Raw genomic sequence first — 15,830 nt, 5'->3', positions numbered from 1 at the left:
AATATTCAACTACAAATTAGAGATATTTAACCCAAAAAAGAACACAGAAAAGATTAAAAAACTATTAAAAAGACTAAAAAACGAATTTTTAGAAAAAATAAACAATTGGGAAAAATATAAACCAATAAGGGGTAAAATAGAAGACTTCTTCAAATTATGCAAAGATGGACTCAACATGAGAGAATATACACAAATATACACATGATTCAGTAAAAAGAACCGTATATTTAAATGTATTTTTAGCAGGGCTCATCACATTACAAGGCTACACTACAAAAACAGCCCTACAAAAGCTTGCAGAAATGTAAAAAATCTAGGACCCTAAAATTTATTTTAAATGCTTTTATTTAAATAAATTTAATATTTTTTCAGTAATTGATCAATTATTTCTTCTATAGGTTCTTCAAAAGTGATTATTCTTTCTAAAGCTTCATTATTTTTTCTAAATGATTTAAATATGGAAGAACCAATATTTTCAAGCCTTCCTTTTGATTCAATAAATCGTACTAAATGCCATTTAGGATTTTCCATAATTGTTTTTTCAAATGTTTTCGGATTTCCAAATTGTAAAACTAAAGTTTTTGAGTCTTTATTTTTATTTGTGAATCTTCCATATTTTTCATGTTGCTTTATCCAGTTAGGGTCTTTAATAAAATTATCCGTTGTAGTCAGATGTAAATCCATTGAAGCTCCACATTTAGGACATTTAGGTACTAATTGTCGAGGAATTTTCCTTTCATAATCTGTCTGCTTAACCATTCTTTCGATTAATTCTACAAAATCGTATAATTCATCACTGCATATTTTTTTGCACTGCAAGTGTCTAAAATCACCATTACTTGCATAGACTCTTGATTTTTTAAATCCTGTTTTATAAAATTGCTCATCAAAATTAGTTGTTATTACGAAATAATCTTTATCTTCAACTAGTTTGTAAATTTTTTTATATAGTCTTGTTCCTTCAAAATGCAGATAAACATAAAAATATCTTGCTAGATAAGCCCATTTTTCTTCACTATATTTATAAGGGTAAAACGTTCCATTATACATATTTGTAAAATCATATCTTTCTATAAAGTCTTGAAAGTTATCTGTAAACATTTTTCCATATATGTCAAGTCCTGCTTGTTCTGATAGATATTCTCCTCCAGCAATTAAAATGTGGTCTGTATTTTCAATTAAATTTTTAAGATCTTGTATTTTTTTTGATAATTCATCCATAAAATCTACCTTATTTCAATAAAAAATTTTAATGTTATATTTTTTTTAAAATTTTAATTTATACAATAAATTGAATTTTAATCATTTTAAAATTTTAATTTATATAATAAATTTGAATTTTAAGCATTTTAAAATTTTTCATTTTAATATATATTTAGGTAAATAAAAACTTAAATTAATTTGTTTAATGTTTTAGTAATATCCTCATTAAATGGAAGGTATCTTTCCTTTATATTGGGATTTAAATAATTTTCTAGTTCATCTTCTCCTATTAAATAATAATTTCCATTGTCTTGAACGGTTAATTCTAAATGACTCCTATTAAATCTTACAAGACTTACATTTTCATGGGATTTCATTAAATCATCAAATGGGAAACGGATTATAATTGGTGTGTTAAAACCTATTCCAAATTCTAAAAGAACTAACTTTCCACCTAGTGCTTTTTTTCTAAAATTGATATAATTCTGTTTTTGTTTGTGCCAGCTATCATCTTCAACAAAGAAACTATCTTTTCTAAGGTTTAAATCCATTTCTTCACTGCAAACTGGACATTTTGGGAGAAGCTCAGTTGGTATTTTTAGATTTTCATCAGTTTTTTCAATCATTTCTAAGATTAATTCCTCATCATCATATAACTTTTCATGGCAAGCTTTTGAGCATTGCATTTTAGCATATGATCCTTGTACTCTAAAGAATCTATTTTCATCAAATCCTGACTTTAAGAATTGATCATCAGTATTTGTTGTAATAACAAAGTAATCTTTATTTTTTACAAGGTTTAATAATTTTTTATAAAGATAGGTTCCTTCCATCCCTATATTATTTACATAGGCATGCTTTGCAAAATAAGCCCATTTCTCTTCTGAGCTTTTAAAAGGATAAAACATTGAGGAATACATATCTTGAAATCCATATTTTTTAATAAATTCTGGAAAATTATCTCTAAAACGTTTTCCAGAGTATTCAATTCCTGCTGCAGTTGATAATCCTGCACCTGCTCCTATTAAGATATAATTCGCATTATCAATTAGTTTTTTTAATTTTTCTACTCTTATATTATAGTTTTCCATGAGATACTTACCTTCTATGAATTTCATTTAATTTTTTATAATCTTTTAAATTATTCTTTTTAAGATTATATATTCTCTATTTTAATTTTTCCCATTATTTTAGATTATTTTTTTATTTATTATCTTTATTCTAAGTTTTTTCTATAAATCTCGCTAGCTTCATCTGAAAAGGTATTAAAAATTACTTTTTCAAGATTTGTATTTGGATTATTTTTTAAATAATCTCTTACAGTTTTAATAGCTAATTTGGAAGCTTGGTCTTTTGGGAAATTAAATACGCCTGTTGATATTGAACAAAAAGCAATTGATTTTAACTTGTATCTATCTGCAATTTCTAAGCAGGATTTATAAGAGCTTTCAAGTTTTTCAATCTCTTTTTCATTAGGTTCTGATCCATAAGCTATTGCAGGCCCTACAGTATGTATGACATATTTTGAAGGTAAATTGTAAGCTGATGTGATTTTAGCATTACCAATCTCTTCTTCATGGCCTTGTTTTTTCATAATATCATGGCAATCCATTCTTAACTGAAATCCAGCTGCTGAATGAATTTGATTGTCAATACAATTATGTAAAGGGATAAAACAACCTAACATTTGACTGTTTGCTGCATTTACAATTGCATCTACTTGAAGGCAAGTTATATCTCCCTGCCATAAAGCTATTTTTGAATCTATTTCATTAGGATTTTGACTAATTGTTTTTATATCTTCACCAGAGGCTAAATCTTTCTCTTCAGTCTCTTCACTAAGAATTTTATCTTGAATTTCATAAAATTTCTCACTTAATTGAACTGGACTTTGAGTATTCATTAAAGCTCTAAGTAATTTTCTTTTTTCATTATAATCGTTAGGAATTTTCATTTCTTTCTCTAATCTTCCACTAAGAGAAATTAATTCCTTTATAAGAAAATCGATTTCAATATTTTTATCAAATTTATTCATAATCCACCTCATTAACTTTAAATTTCTCTTATAATTAATTATTATTAGTTAGATATAAATCTTTTTTGTAACTTTTAGCTAACTATCTAATAATTATTCTAATAATTATCTTTAAACCCTATATTGTTATTTTTAATTAGCTTTTTTATCTATTATATTTATCTCAAAACTTAATTCGATTAATAATCCTTATTTGGCTTTTTAATAGTAAAATCTTTATATACTTTTTTATAAAATATAAATTAATTAAATTAAATATAAATTATATTTTTTAGTATTTTTTTTAAAATTGGGGTTGTAGAAATGGAATTTAATATTGTAAAAGAGCTAAATGGACAGTTTGATCCTATTGTATTAATTAAAACTGATGAAAAGCCTAAAGATGCATTAGCTCCTAAAGCAGGTCGAGGAGGATGTGTGATGTCCTTTGTTGCACAAACCATTGCAAAAAGAAAAATAACTGCTTTTGGTCGTGAAAATATCACTTGTGGTGGTGTTTCAGCAGGCTTTGGTTGGGGTACTGGATTTAAAGAAGAAAAAGATAAAGAATTTCAAGCTACTTTTTTATCTTTAGGATTAGACTCTGCAAAGGATAGAGATTACTTTTTAAATAGATTGGAAAAGATGCCGGAACATACAAAAAACATGTTTTTAGAAGGTGAGAGAATCTTTTCCGATTATGAAACTGCATATGAAAATATTCAAAATAGGCCATTCTATGATGAAGGGGAATATATTGTTTTTAAACCAATTGAAGCACTTAATGATGATGAAATTCCAGATTCTGTTGTTTTTACTTTAAATACTATGGAATTATCTGCAATGTTGCAGCTAAATAGTTCCTTTAGAGTTGAAAGTGCTCATGTTTTAACTCCACAAGCATCTGCATGTCAAGCGATTGGAGTATTTACTTTCGGGCAAGCTGAAAATGATAATCCTGTTCCTGTTTTAAGTCCAATTGATTTTGCAGCAAGAGCTCATATGAGAGGCTTAATTCCAGATGAATATATGAATTTATCTGTTTCTTGGAATTTATTCTTAAAATTAGAAGATTTAAGTAAAAATAGTGTTTTCCAAACACAGTTCTGGGAAGATTTTGGAAATAAATAATATTGTAATATTAGTATTTTAAATGATGATTTTAACTTATCTTTTCATTTTTTTTAAAAAAAGTAAATTAACTTTAAAAACTGATTTTTATAATAATTATGGTATGAAAGTAGATAAATTTTAAATTAACATAAAATAATAAAATAGGGATAAATTAAACATAGTTAAAATAAGAATAAATTATTAATAAATAGAAGTTAAATTTTAAAAAAAGAAAAGTAAATAATTAAGATTATCTTAATTGACTTACTTTGATTAATGATTCAATTGGGAAAATTATCTTAATTGACTTACTTTGATTAATGATTCAATTGGGACTCCATCTACTTCTTCAAGTCCTGATTTATCAATTAAAACAGTTACTACGACTGGGTCTCCACCATGGTCTTTAACTACTTTAATTACATCTTTAATTGTGTCACCACTAGTAGTTACATCATCTACAATAACGATTTTTTTACCATCAACAGTTCCGAAATTACTACTAATAGCTCCCTCATCACTGTTAGTTGGGTTAGTTCTGTGTTTTTTAGGATGGAAAATAGATATACATGTAGCAGTTCCAGTTAAATCTTCAATTACATCTGCCATCATAGTTGCAAATGGAACTCCACTAGTTGCGATTCCTACAACAAGGTCAATATCGCCATGTTTTAATGCAATATCACTTAAAGCTGCTGAAACATATCTAAGCCTAGTTGCATTTCCACCTAAACTATTCCAGTTAATAGCAATGTCAACAGGTGCTTCTGCTTCGATAGCTGCTTCTTTTTCTGTAAAGTTAACCATCTTGCAGTATCCATTGATACATTAAGCTCATCAGCTATTTCGCCAGTAGTAAACCCATGATTCCTAAGTTCCTGAGCTCTGTTAATAAGGTCTTGGTTCATATTTTTTCCTCACTTATGTTATTATAATTTTGATTTTTTAAAGGTATATCTATTTGAATTAAATGTTGTTGTTTTTATTTTATTATCTGAAATTGATTTAACTAGCTGTTTTTATTTTATTATTTAAAATTGATTGGGCTATGTTCTTTAGATGACTTATTTGCTGCAAGAACCATCTTAAGGGCTTTAAGACCATCTTCACCAGTAATTTCCGGTTCTTCATCTGCATCAATTTTATATAAAAATGAACTTAATTCTTCACTTAATGGCTCTACTGGTATGATTTGAATATCTTGTGCAAATTTGCCATAAACTTCAATACTTTGGTCTATGTAATCGATAGTTATTATTCCATCGGTACCAGTAATTTCAATTTGTCTACGTTTATATGGGGTTAACCAGTTAACTTCTAAGATTCCTGTAGTATTTTCATCAAAGCTTAACATAATTTCTGCATGGTCTTCAAAGTCAGACTGGTCTAAAATACTACTCATTGTAGCATATACCTGTTTTACAGGTTCTTCAATTAAGAAGTTCATTACATCTAAATCATGGATTGCTAAGTCAATAGCCACTCCAACATCTTTTATTCTAGGTGGGAAAGGACCTACTCTTTTAGCAGAAATAGTTACTAAATCGCCTATTACTTCATTTTCAATAAGCTCTTTAGCTTTTTGAACAGCAGGGTTAAACCTTTCTACATGTCCAGTTGCAAGTTTAACTCCAGCTTCTTTTGCAGCTTTAATCATTTCCTCTGCTTCTTCAGCTGTAAAAGCAATTGGCTTTTCTACTAAAACATGTTTACCATATTTTATAGCTTGCATAACAACCTCGTGGTGGAAAGTTGTTGGTACACATACACTTACTGCTTCAATTTCAGGATCTTTTAATAGGTCTTCAATTTCAGAGTAACCTTTTGTTTTATACTTTTTACATACTTTATCAAGGGTTGGTTTTACCACATCTGCCACTGCTACGAGATTGGCATTTTCTAATTTTGAGTATACACGTGCATGGTTATATCCCATTGCACCTACACCTATAACTCCAACATTTATAGTTCTCAAATATATTCCTCCAATTATTCAACTATATTTTTGTGTCTTATAATTTATAAACATTATTAAAATTTTATGTTTTTTCATATAATTTTTTCTTAATAATTATATTAATTGGATTTAAATTGACTTATATTTAAAATAAAGTAATATGAATAGTTATTTTCATTAAAAAATTGTAAAAAATAAGGTAAGTTAAATTTAAATGAATCTGGTCTCTTTTTAAAATTTTAATAAATTTTTCTTTTCATGTAAATTCAAGTTTTTTCATGAAAATGATATTATCAGTTAAACTAAACTAGATTAATAACTTTTTTTTTTTTTTTTTAAATGAATTCAAGCATATCTTTACCTATTTTTCTTCCCATAGTTTCTGCTTCGTTTATACTTCCACTAATTCTTTCTTGATATAATATTTCACCAGTCTTATCAAGTAAAATAGATTTAAGTTCTAACTGATTGTTTTTTATTCTGGATATTGCTCCAATTGGCCATTGGCAACCTACTCCAATTTCTTCAAGAATGGTTTTTTCTGCTAAGACCTCTTGGAATGAAAAATAATGATTTAATTTTCTGATTGTTTCTTTAAATTCAGAATCTTTTCTAGCTATAACAGCTAAGGCACCTTGACCTGCTGCTGGCATTATGTAATCTGTTGAAAACTTGGTTTTAATGTATTTTTGTAATCCCAATCTGTTTAAGCCTGCTTCTGCCATGATTGTAGCATCTACTTGCCCATCCATAACTTTTTCAATTCTTGTCTCAACATTTCCACGAATAGGTTTCAGTTCAAAATCTTTCTTATGGAGTTTACAAAATGCCTCTCTTCTTAGACTGCTTGTTCCAAGTGTAAATCCTTCTTCAAGTTCTTTCCAACTGTAGTTTGAAATAAATACTTCATTAGGACTTTCCCTTATAGGAACTGCTACGATTTCTAAATCTTCATCTAATTCAGTAGGTACATCTTTTAAACTATGAACAGCAAAATCTACTTCTTCCTCAAGTAATGCATTATCAAGTTCTCTTGTAAACAGTCCTTTTGAATCCATATTATATAATTGGGAGTTTGTTATTTTATCTCCTTTAGTTTTTATAATATTTTTCTCTACTTCTTCTCCAGTGATATTGTATAAACAGCTTCTTATGTAATCTGTTTGTACAAGTGCAAGTTTACTTCCTCTAGTTCCAACAATCATTTAATTCGCCTTAGCTTTTATTTTAATAGAAATATTTTTTTAAAGATTTTCATAATAATTTTGTAAATTATTCTTAATAAAATTAATTAATTAATTAATTTGTTTTTATTTAAAATTAATTAATTTGTTTTATTTAAAAACAATTTATTGTTCAGATTCAATAATAGCATTATTATTAAGTTTTTATAAGCTTATTTTATCGTTTAGAGACTTGTGAATAATTAGACCTATAAATAAATAAAATATTTTTATTATTTTGAATGGCAATATTTTGAGCTTCTTTATAATCCTCAATAAATTCTATTTTAAAATTTTCTTCTTTATTTTCTTTATTTTTATTATTTAGCAATTTTATTTCTTTATTTTTATTATTTAGCAATTCTATTTCTTTATTTTTCCTATTTTTATTATTCAGCAATTCTATTTTTTCTTTTAAGCTTTTTCCAACATCATCAGTTAAAATTAAATTTATCTTTGAATTATTAGTGATATATTCCTTTAAGAATTTAGATAGTTTTTTTTCATCTATCTCTTCACAGGTAACTCCATATTTTCCACCTATTATGATATAATATTTATCAATATCTTTTATCATATCAATTGATTTTTCAATAGCTTTTGTATTGATACCTGGATTAATTTCTTCAATAATCCTTAAATTATCGACTTGCCGTATATTTGTTCTGCCATCGATTCCTTTAAAGTTCCTTAAAGCATTTTGAATTATTTTCTCATCTATGCCTAATGATAATGCAGTTGTTGTAGCTGCTAAAATGTTTAGTACATGATGAGAACCTGGTGCAAAGCTATGTATATTCAAACTTCCATCTATTAATTTTTTATCAATTGTTTTTAAATTGTGATATATTATCTTAATTTTAGTCTCATCAATATCATAATCAACACTTTTACAATAAAGATTTGCATTCTTATTATCAAGAGAAAAACTATTAATTTTATTTATGTATTCTTTTTCTTCATTTGGATAAAATTCATTTAGTGTTTTATATTCAATTGTGACAAGTTGGGAGTTAAAAACTTGTTTTTTAGCTTCCATTGCATTAGATTGTCCTTTGGCAATTGGATAATTTTCTATTAAATTAGTTAAAATTCCAATATTTCCTAATCCACAAGTACCTAATGAATTTTCAAAAATAGCTATCTTATAATTTAAATTTTTATAAGGATTCTCATTGTATTCTTTGATTAAATTATCCTCTTCAATTTTTTCTTCTAAATCTTTAGTAGAATCACATCTTGGATAGCTACTACATTTAGGGTTAGCTATTTTCTCTGCTAATTGGATGGTATTAATGATATTTGCAGGAGTTATACTGATATTTTTTTGTAAAATAAGTTTTTGTTCTTTTTTCTGATTTTTTCTAAATAGATATGCACCTAAACTAGATAATAAAAGTGTATTTTTATTATTTTCTAGAAATATTTCTTTTAAAATGAAAGCTGTACTTGTTTTTCCTTTAACTCCAGTTATTTCAATGGTTTTTACATTTTGTTTAATTGTTTCATCTTTCCAATTAGATAAAACTAATTCAGTAGCTTGATGATGATTTATGATTTCGTATTGATTTAATAATTCCTCACCATCCTTTAAATTTTCTGAATCAATTAAATCATTTATTTCACCTAATAATTTTTTTATATTAAGTGGAGAGTGAATTGGATTGATAACTAAGTCTTTTTCAATTTTATTTTCTTTGAAATTTTTAATGGAATTTTTTTCTAATTCATTTTTAAAAGACTCTAAATCTTTTATAATATTAACATTATAATTATTTAAAAGACTCTCATCTTCTTTTTTTAATGTATTGTATAAGTCAAAAGCAAATACTTTTTCATATTTTTCTGATTTAGCAAGCTCAGTAGATATTTTTACCCCGCCATGTGTTAAATCAACTAGAAAAACATTCATCATTTCACTCTTATTTAATTCTAATTAAAATTCATAAAAAAAGAAATAGAGTTTCATAAACTCTATTATACTATTTTTTATAGATAGAGTATTTTTATAACACCTTATTGACACTATTTTTTATAGATAGGATATTTTTATAACACCTTATTGACACTATTTTTTATAGATAGGGTATTTTTATAACACCCTATTGATACTATCTAATCCACCTTCATTTAATTTATCTTTAACTTTTTTATAGAAGTATTTATTATTAATTCTTATAAAGTAAACATCTTTTTCAGACTTTTTAATAACAAGCTCTTCCATGTAGTTCACTTCTTTTTGAATTTGACCATCCATTACGAAGATTGCTTTTTTACCTCTTTTAATGAGTTTTATTCTTATTTCACTTGTATCAGATACTACAAATGGCCTAACTCCTAATTTATAAGGACAAATTGGAATAATGATAAATGCACCTACTTTCGGATCTACAATTGGCCCTCCTGCAGACATTGAATATGCAGTTGAACCACTTGGTGTAGAAACAATCAATCCATCAGCTCTTAATTCTTCTACAACCTCACCGTCAACTGTGATTTCATAATGTAACATTTTAGCAGGTCTTGCAGTCATTATTACAACTTCATTCAATGCACGGAAGCTCTGATTTTCATGAGAAATAATAATTTGAGTTCTTTTTTCTTTAGACCATTCTCCATCTAAAATTGCATCAAGAGCTTGGAAGGTATGTTCTACCTCAATTTCAGTTAAAAACCCTACTGTACCCATATTAATTCCAAATATTGGAATTTCTTTAGTTAATTGATTTTGTGTTCTAAGGAGTGTTCCATCTCCTCCAAGAATAATTGCCATATCGGTTCTAAATTCATTTAGTTCTTTTGCATAATCTCTAAAATTATAATTAAAGTTTAAGCTTTCAATATGTTTGGATATTTCTGGAGTTTCATTCATAGTTTTTGCAATAATTTTATGTAATTCTGGGTTCTGTTTTATTTCTTCTAATTTTTCAGCTAGTGATGATTCCAGTACGGTTTCTAGGTTTTTTTGAACTAATGTTTCAAATATCTTAAGTGAGAACAATACAGATTTGTATTCATCTACCCTACTTACAATTGCAACACTTTGAATTTTATCTAATTCATCGTTATTTATAATTTTAATAATTTGACTATGTAAATCATGGTTTCCTGCACTTACAACTACTGCTTTTTCATAAATACTTAATCTATTATCTAATTTTTCACCATATTTATTAGTTACAATAGCTCCTGCCTCTTCTACAATAAGCTTTGAAGCTGCAATATCGATAATTCTACTACCTCTTAAATCAAGAAATGCATCATATTTTCCACTTGCAACATAAGCAAGTTCTAATACTACAGAACCTAATACTCTCATTCTTCTTGCAGTATCGACTAATTTAGAAACAGATAATGTTTTACTTTTAGTAAACCCTCCTAAACTTATTTTTGTTAAGTCGGTTTCACTACTTGGAGTCATTCTTTCTCCATTTCGTTTAGCTCCATTTCCTTTTATAGCTTCATAAAAGTTTCCGTTAGCATAATTTTTAACAAAACCAAGTTCCACATCATCTAATGTTGCCTCTCTTCCTTCTGGAACATTAGCTACTGCAATAGACATACCATATGCAGGAATGTTTTTTATTGCATTACTTGTTCCATCAAGAGGATCAATTAAAAAGAGGAAACGAGGCTTTTCTTGATTTTCTCTTTCTTTTTTAGTTTTTGTTTTATTGTTTAGCAATTCTTCACTGAGGTTGATTGACTCTTGTTTCCCTTTTCCTAATTTTAGCTCTCCAATTTCTTCACTAATTAAGTAAGATTTAAAATCAGCATCTTTAAGAAGTTTAATTACTTCATCTTCAGCAATAATATCAATATAAGATGTTGGAGTGCCATCTGCACCTATTTTAACAAATTCACCTGCTTTAGGATTTCCTACTTGTCCTTCAAGGAGATTTTCCACTTTTTCAAAAACTGTTGTAGCGATGTTTCTACATATACTTATGTCCTCTTGATTCATCTTAACCCCTCAAATTATTTTTTTTTCTTTAATTGTTATTGAATGTGTTTTTTTAAATATTATTTGTTTTATTGTTTTTTTAATTTATTTTTGAATGTGTTTTTTTTAAATATTATTTGTTTTATTGTTTTTTTAATTTATTTTTGAATAATTATTTTTCTAAAATATCCTCTTTAATGTAAATAACTGCAGCTATTACAGATCCTATTTCTTTAACAGTATGATGAGTTTCTTCCACTATTAATTCCTTAATTTTTACATTACGCTTATTCATCATGTATTTAACCATATCTATTGCTTCATTTTTAATATCTTCAGGATCTTCATCGATTCCATTTGTCTCAACAACACAACCTAATTCTTCACCAATAGCTACTGCAACACAAGCAATAATTTCAGCTCCCTTTTTATTTGATGTTAAACTTGATAAAACACAGTTTACCATAGACCCTGCTTTTAATTTAGGTAATTTTTCCACTTTAGTATTAGATTCTAACATACTTGATACTTTTATTAAGTTCACATCACCAATTTCTGCTTCATATAAAGCATTATCAAAAGCATTTAGTTCTGTTGGGCCTTCGGATTTTCCTGAAACAATAGCTATTCTCATTATACCACTTTAAATTTAAAATTTTTTTAATTGTATCTGCTAATCTAATTGTTATTTAAATTATTTTTTTCATTGACTCTTTAATTATTATTTATCTTTTATAATATATTAATATTAAAATATTTTTTTTTAAAATATTTGGTGAAAACTTGGATATTCTTATATCTAAATTATATTCATACGAAGGTTTATATATAATTTTAAATTAATATATTAGTAATCTATATTTTATTAGGTTAATCATATTTAATTTAAATTAATTATAACTAAATTATTAATTTAAAAAGCAAATTATTAATTTAAAAAACTAAATTATTAATTTTTAACTATTATTGTGAGGTTATTTTAATGTCAACTAAAGTTGTAGAACTTAAAACCGTAAAAGTCGGAAAATATATTGTATTAGATGGAGAAGCTTCTAAAGTAACTAGTTTAACCACTTCATCTCCTGGTAAACATGGAGCTGCAAAAGCAAGATTAGAAGCTGTTGGTATTTTTGATGGTCAAAAAAGAAGTTTAGTAAAACCTGTAGATACTAAAGTAGAAGTACCTATTCTCGATAAAAGAATTGGTCAAATTTTAGCTATTATGGGTGATCAGGTTCAAATTATGGACTTAGAAAGCTATGAAACCTTTGAATTACCTATACCTGCTGAATTCGATGATGAAATCAGAGCTGCTGTTGGTACTGACTTAGGTGTAGAATATATCATAGCATTAGGTAATATGAAAATCATGAGAACTAAAAAAGTATGATTTTTTAGTTTTTTTATCTTTTTCAAGGATTTTTGTAAAAATCCTATTTCAATCTTTTTTAATAACAAATCAAATCTAAAATCAAATCAAAACTTTTTTTATTTTTTATTTATTTCTATTTTTAATTAATTAATTGATTAAAGGAGTTATTTTTTTAATTAGCCAACTAATCAATTAATTGATTAAAATTATCTAGATTAAATATAATTATTAAAACTAATATAATTTAGAAAATAAGTGATAAAATGCTTTTTAATACTTTTGAACCAGGAAAATTTGCATTTTCAGCAGAATCCATTGACTTATGTAGATTAGATTATCCGGATAAAGAAAACTTAGATGATTCTAATTTTAATAAAGAGGGCCTTGATTTTGCAAAATCTAAAAAGTGGGGAATAATTGGAGTTCCTTTTGATAGCACTTCTTCTTATCATCATGGTTCAAGGTATGGCCCAACAATTATAAGGGAAGCGTCATTTGGCTTTGAACAATATAATTCTACTTTTGAAAAACTTTTAGATGCTGAATTTTATGATTGCGGGGATTTAAATGCTGTTCATGGAAATTGTAAAAAAACTTGTGATACTCTTGAAGAGGCGGTAAATGAATTAATTGGGGCTAATATTAAGCCAGTTATTATTGGTGGAGAACATAGTGTTAGCATTGGACCTATTAAAGCATTATCTAATCTTGAAGATAATAAAGACCTATCAAATATTACTATTATTCATTTAGATGCTCATAGGGATATCATTGATAGATATATTGGAGAAAAAGATTCTCATGCAACTATTATGAGAAGAGTGCATGATTTAAATCCAAAAGAATTAATCCAAATAGGGATTCGTTCATTTTCTAAAGAAGAAAAGGAATTTGTAGAAAAACAAGAAAATATTAGTAGTTTTTTAGCTAAAGACCTTTTCGACTCTTTTGATATTGTTTTAGATAAATTAAATTCAATTGAAGGTAAGGTTTATATTTCTATTGATATGGATGTTATAGATCCTTCATTTGCACCTTCTGTTAGTAATCCAACTCCAAATGGATTACATCCGAGTGATATTGAAAATATTTTTGAGCTATTAAATAATAATGAAAAAATAGATATTATTGGCTTTGACCTTGTAGAAGTAGCAAGTGACAGATTGGGGGATATAACTGCAGTTCTTGCAGCTAAAATAATTTATGACTTTTTAACTTTATTTGCTTAATTTATAAACTAATTTTCAATTTTCACTGATTGATTACAGATATTTTAGTTTATTTTAAAACTTTTTTTAGATTATTCTATTTCTAGAAACAATGTTCTTTTTCTAACAAATAATATAAATATTACTTAAACACATACCTTAACTATAATTTATTATTTAGTATAAGTTATAAATATAATAACTTAAATTTATAAGCTAATTTAATTTAAATAGATTATTTCAGTAAATAAAAATTTTTATTTTAATCAATCTTAGAAAATTATAAAAAATTAAGGAGATTTTTGATGTATAAAAGAGAAATAGAATTATCTGGTCATATCATTGATTCTTTAACTCTTCCTAAAACCATGGATATTATTATGGATAAAGGTGGAGACTTTGATATATTGGAGTTTGATATAGGAAAACGCAAATCTGATACTAGTAAAGCTAAAATAATGGTTTCAGCTGAATCTCCCGATATTTTAAATTCTATTCTTGATGAACTTAACTTCATTGGGGTTTCAATATCTGAAATTGAAGAGGTAAATCTAATACCTTCTCCAAAAAATCAAGTAGCTCCAGAAGGTTTTTATTCAACAAGTCATCATGTAACTCATGTTTATTATAAAGATGAATGGATTCTTGTTAATGAAATTGAAATGGATTGTTTAATTGTTATTGATGAGGAAAATAAAACTGCTAGCTGTAGACCAATTGCAGATATTAAAAAAGGAGATTTGATTGTAGTTGGTAGGGAAGGAGTAAAAATCACACCACCTCAAAGAGCAAGAGGTAAACAGGGCGTATTTGAATTTATGAACAGTGAAGTTTCCTCTGAAAAACCAATGATGAGCATTATTAATGATGTTGCAGCTGAGATTAAAAATGTTAAAGCAAATGGTGGAAAAATAGCTCTTGTTGGTGGTCCTGCTATTGTACATACAGGTTCTGCAGGAATTGTTGCCGAACTTGTTAAAGAAGGAGTTATTGATGTTATTTTTGCAGGTAATGCTTTAGCTACTCATGATATCGAATGTGATCAATTTGGAACTTCTCTTGGTGTAGATGTAAAAACTGGAGAAGTAGTTGCACATGGTCATACTCACCATATGAGAGCGATTAATAGAATTAATAAATCTGGTTCAATTAAAGAAGCTGTTGAAGATGGAACTTTAAAAAGCGGAATCATGTATGAATGTGTTAAAAATGATGTTCCATTTATTCTAGCAGGTTCTATTCGTGATGATGGTCCACTTCCAGATGTCATTACTGACATTGTCGAATCTCAGAAATTAATGCGTAGATATGCTCAAGAGGTTGATATGGTTATAATGATTTCCACCATGCTACATTCAATTGCTACTGGTAATTTATTGCCTTCAAGAGTTAAAAGTATCTGCGTAGATATTAATCCATCTACTGTTACTAAACTTTCTGATAGGGGTAGTGCTCAAGTTGTAGGTATTGTAACTGATGTAGGAGCATTTTTACCAGTTTTATATGATGCATTACAAGATTAAATCATTTTTTAATCTTTTTTTATTTTAATTAATTTTTTCACTTTTTAACTTTTTTTAAAGACTTTTTTTATTTTTTCATGCCCTTTTTAACTTTTTTTAGAAACTTTTTTTATTAAGTTTTAATAGATTTTTATTATAGATAAAAATATTTTATAAAATTTTTTAAAAATTTATAGATTATAGTAAAAAATTTAAATTTAATTTGTTTTATCATATAGTGGTGTCTATTATGGATGAAAAAATTATTAATGTAGATGGCAATGAAATTATAATT

General features: G+C 26.6%; 12 protein-coding genes and 2 pseudogenes. 5 read left to right on the top strand and 9 right to left on the bottom strand.

Annotation, left to right across the window (positions count from 1 at the left end; translation table 11 throughout):
• Positions 1-308 (top strand): annotated as a pseudogene (locus BM020_RS09850) (IS5/IS1182 family transposase); the annotation flags it as partial.
• 49 nt (positions 309-357) lie between these two features.
• On the opposite strand, the gene BM020_RS06415 reads toward BM020_RS09850, so the two are convergent.
• The 3 genes from BM020_RS06415 to BM020_RS06405 form a co-directional block, all read right to left on the bottom strand.
• A complete protein-coding gene (locus tag BM020_RS06415) occupies positions 358-1,221 on the bottom strand; it encodes an SIR2 family NAD-dependent protein deacylase (RefSeq protein WP_074798617.1) in 864 nt (287 codons plus the stop codon).
• A gap of 170 nt (positions 1,222-1,391) precedes the next feature.
• Complete coding sequence (locus tag BM020_RS06410) at positions 1,392-2,294, bottom strand: SIR2 family NAD-dependent protein deacylase (RefSeq protein WP_067147281.1); 903 nt, start codon at positions 2,292-2,294, stop codon at positions 1,392-1,394.
• 125 nt (positions 2,295-2,419) lie between these two features.
• Positions 2,420-3,238, bottom strand: coding sequence for a protein-ADP-ribose hydrolase (locus tag BM020_RS06405; RefSeq protein WP_067147279.1), 819 nt, complete (start codon positions 3,236-3,238; stop codon positions 2,420-2,422).
• A gap of 303 nt (positions 3,239-3,541) precedes the next feature.
• Between BM020_RS06405 and BM020_RS06400 the strand changes: the two genes are divergently transcribed.
• Entirely contained in the window at positions 3,542-4,348 is an 807-nt protein-coding gene (locus BM020_RS06400) for a DUF169 domain-containing protein (RefSeq protein WP_067147277.1), read from the top strand.
• A 276-nt stretch (positions 4,349-4,624) separates the two neighbouring features.
• Here the strand turns inward: BM020_RS06400 and BM020_RS06395 are convergent.
• The 6 genes and pseudogenes from BM020_RS06395 to BM020_RS06370 form a co-directional block, all read right to left on the bottom strand.
• Positions 4,625-5,238 (bottom strand): annotated as a pseudogene (locus BM020_RS06395) (orotate phosphoribosyltransferase-like protein).
• Positions 5,239-5,357: 119 nt separating this feature from the next.
• Complete coding sequence (locus BM020_RS06390; RefSeq protein WP_067147275.1) at positions 5,358-6,305, bottom strand: Gfo/Idh/MocA family protein; 948 nt, start codon at positions 6,303-6,305, stop codon at positions 5,358-5,360.
• Between the two features lie 317 nt (positions 6,306-6,622).
• Complete coding sequence (gene hemC / locus BM020_RS06385; protein ID WP_067147274.1) at positions 6,623-7,492, bottom strand: hydroxymethylbilane synthase; 870 nt, start codon at positions 7,490-7,492, stop codon at positions 6,623-6,625.
• A gap of 196 nt (positions 7,493-7,688) precedes the next feature.
• On the bottom strand, positions 7,689-9,422 hold the full coding sequence (gene cfbE / locus BM020_RS06380; RefSeq protein WP_074798615.1) for a coenzyme F430 synthase: 1,734 nt from the start codon (positions 9,420-9,422) through the stop codon (positions 7,689-7,691).
• 180 nt (positions 9,423-9,602) lie between these two features.
• The gene (locus tag BM020_RS06375; RefSeq protein WP_074798613.1) at positions 9,603-11,474 is read right to left on the bottom strand and encodes a bifunctional NADP phosphatase/NAD kinase; all 1,872 of its coding nucleotides are present in this window, start codon (positions 11,472-11,474) and stop codon (positions 9,603-9,605) included.
• A gap of 151 nt (positions 11,475-11,625) precedes the next feature.
• On the bottom strand, positions 11,626-12,087 hold the full coding sequence (locus BM020_RS06370; protein ID WP_067147268.1) for a pyruvoyl-dependent arginine decarboxylase: 462 nt from the start codon (positions 12,085-12,087) through the stop codon (positions 11,626-11,628).
• Positions 12,088-12,435: 348 nt separating this feature from the next.
• Here BM020_RS06370 and BM020_RS06365 point away from each other — a divergent pair, with 348 nt between their 5' ends.
• The 3 genes from BM020_RS06365 (at position 12,436) to BM020_RS06355 (ending at position 15,556) form a co-directional block, all read left to right on the top strand.
• Positions 12,436-12,843, top strand: a complete 408-nt coding sequence (locus BM020_RS06365) for a translation initiation factor IF-5A (protein WP_067147266.1) — start codon at positions 12,436-12,438, stop codon at positions 12,841-12,843.
• Positions 12,844-13,088: 245 nt separating this feature from the next.
• A complete protein-coding gene (gene speB, locus BM020_RS06360) occupies positions 13,089-14,054 on the top strand; it encodes an agmatinase (protein WP_067147264.1) in 966 nt (321 codons plus the stop codon).
• 284 nt (positions 14,055-14,338) lie between these two features.
• Positions 14,339-15,556 (top strand): ornithine cyclodeaminase, nickel-pincer nucleotide-dependent, encoded by a 1,218-nt coding sequence (locus BM020_RS06355; protein WP_067147261.1) that lies wholly within the window; start codon positions 14,339-14,341, stop codon positions 15,554-15,556.
• The last annotated feature ends 274 nt before the right edge of the window (positions 15,557-15,830 follow it).

Source organism: Methanobrevibacter olleyae (assembly GCF_900114585.1).
GTDB classification, from domain to species: domain Archaea; phylum Methanobacteriota; class Methanobacteria; order Methanobacteriales; family Methanobacteriaceae; genus Methanobrevibacter; species Methanobrevibacter olleyae.
The sequence above is the reverse complement of the archived record's forward strand: the minus strand, read 5'-3'. Positions and strand labels throughout refer to the sequence as shown.

What these genes read in the sequence shown, in the direction of transcription:
- BM020_RS06375 (WP_074798613.1), bottom strand. Translation starts at nt 11,474, where the DNA reads ATGAATCAAGAGGACATAAGTATATGTAGAAACATCGCTACAACAGTT.
- BM020_RS06415 (WP_074798617.1), bottom strand. Translation starts at nt 1,221, where the DNA reads ATGGATGAATTATCAAAAAAAATACAAGATCTTAAAAATTTAATTGAA.
- BM020_RS06365 (WP_067147266.1), top strand. Translation starts at nt 12,436, where the DNA reads ATGTCAACTAAAGTTGTAGAACTTAAAACCGTAAAAGTCGGAAAATAT.
- hemC (WP_067147274.1), bottom strand. Translation starts at nt 7,492, where the DNA reads ATGATTGTTGGAACTAGAGGAAGTAAACTTGCACTTGTACAAACAGAT.
- BM020_RS06410 (WP_067147281.1), bottom strand. Translation starts at nt 2,294, where the DNA reads ATGGAAAACTATAATATAAGAGTAGAAAAATTAAAAAAACTAATTGAT.
- cfbE (WP_074798615.1), bottom strand. Translation starts at nt 9,422, where the DNA reads ATGAATGTTTTTCTAGTTGATTTAACACATGGCGGGGTAAAAATATCT.
- BM020_RS06400 (WP_067147277.1), top strand. Translation starts at nt 3,542, where the DNA reads ATGGAATTTAATATTGTAAAAGAGCTAAATGGACAGTTTGATCCTATT.
- speB (WP_067147264.1), top strand. Translation starts at nt 13,089, where the DNA reads ATGCTTTTTAATACTTTTGAACCAGGAAAATTTGCATTTTCAGCAGAA.
- BM020_RS06370 (WP_067147268.1), bottom strand. Translation starts at nt 12,087, where the DNA reads ATGAGAATAGCTATTGTTTCAGGAAAATCCGAAGGCCCAACAGAACTA.
- BM020_RS06355 (WP_067147261.1), top strand. Translation starts at nt 14,339, where the DNA reads ATGTATAAAAGAGAAATAGAATTATCTGGTCATATCATTGATTCTTTA.
- BM020_RS06405 (WP_067147279.1), bottom strand. Translation starts at nt 3,238, where the DNA reads ATGAATAAATTTGATAAAAATATTGAAATCGATTTTCTTATAAAGGAA.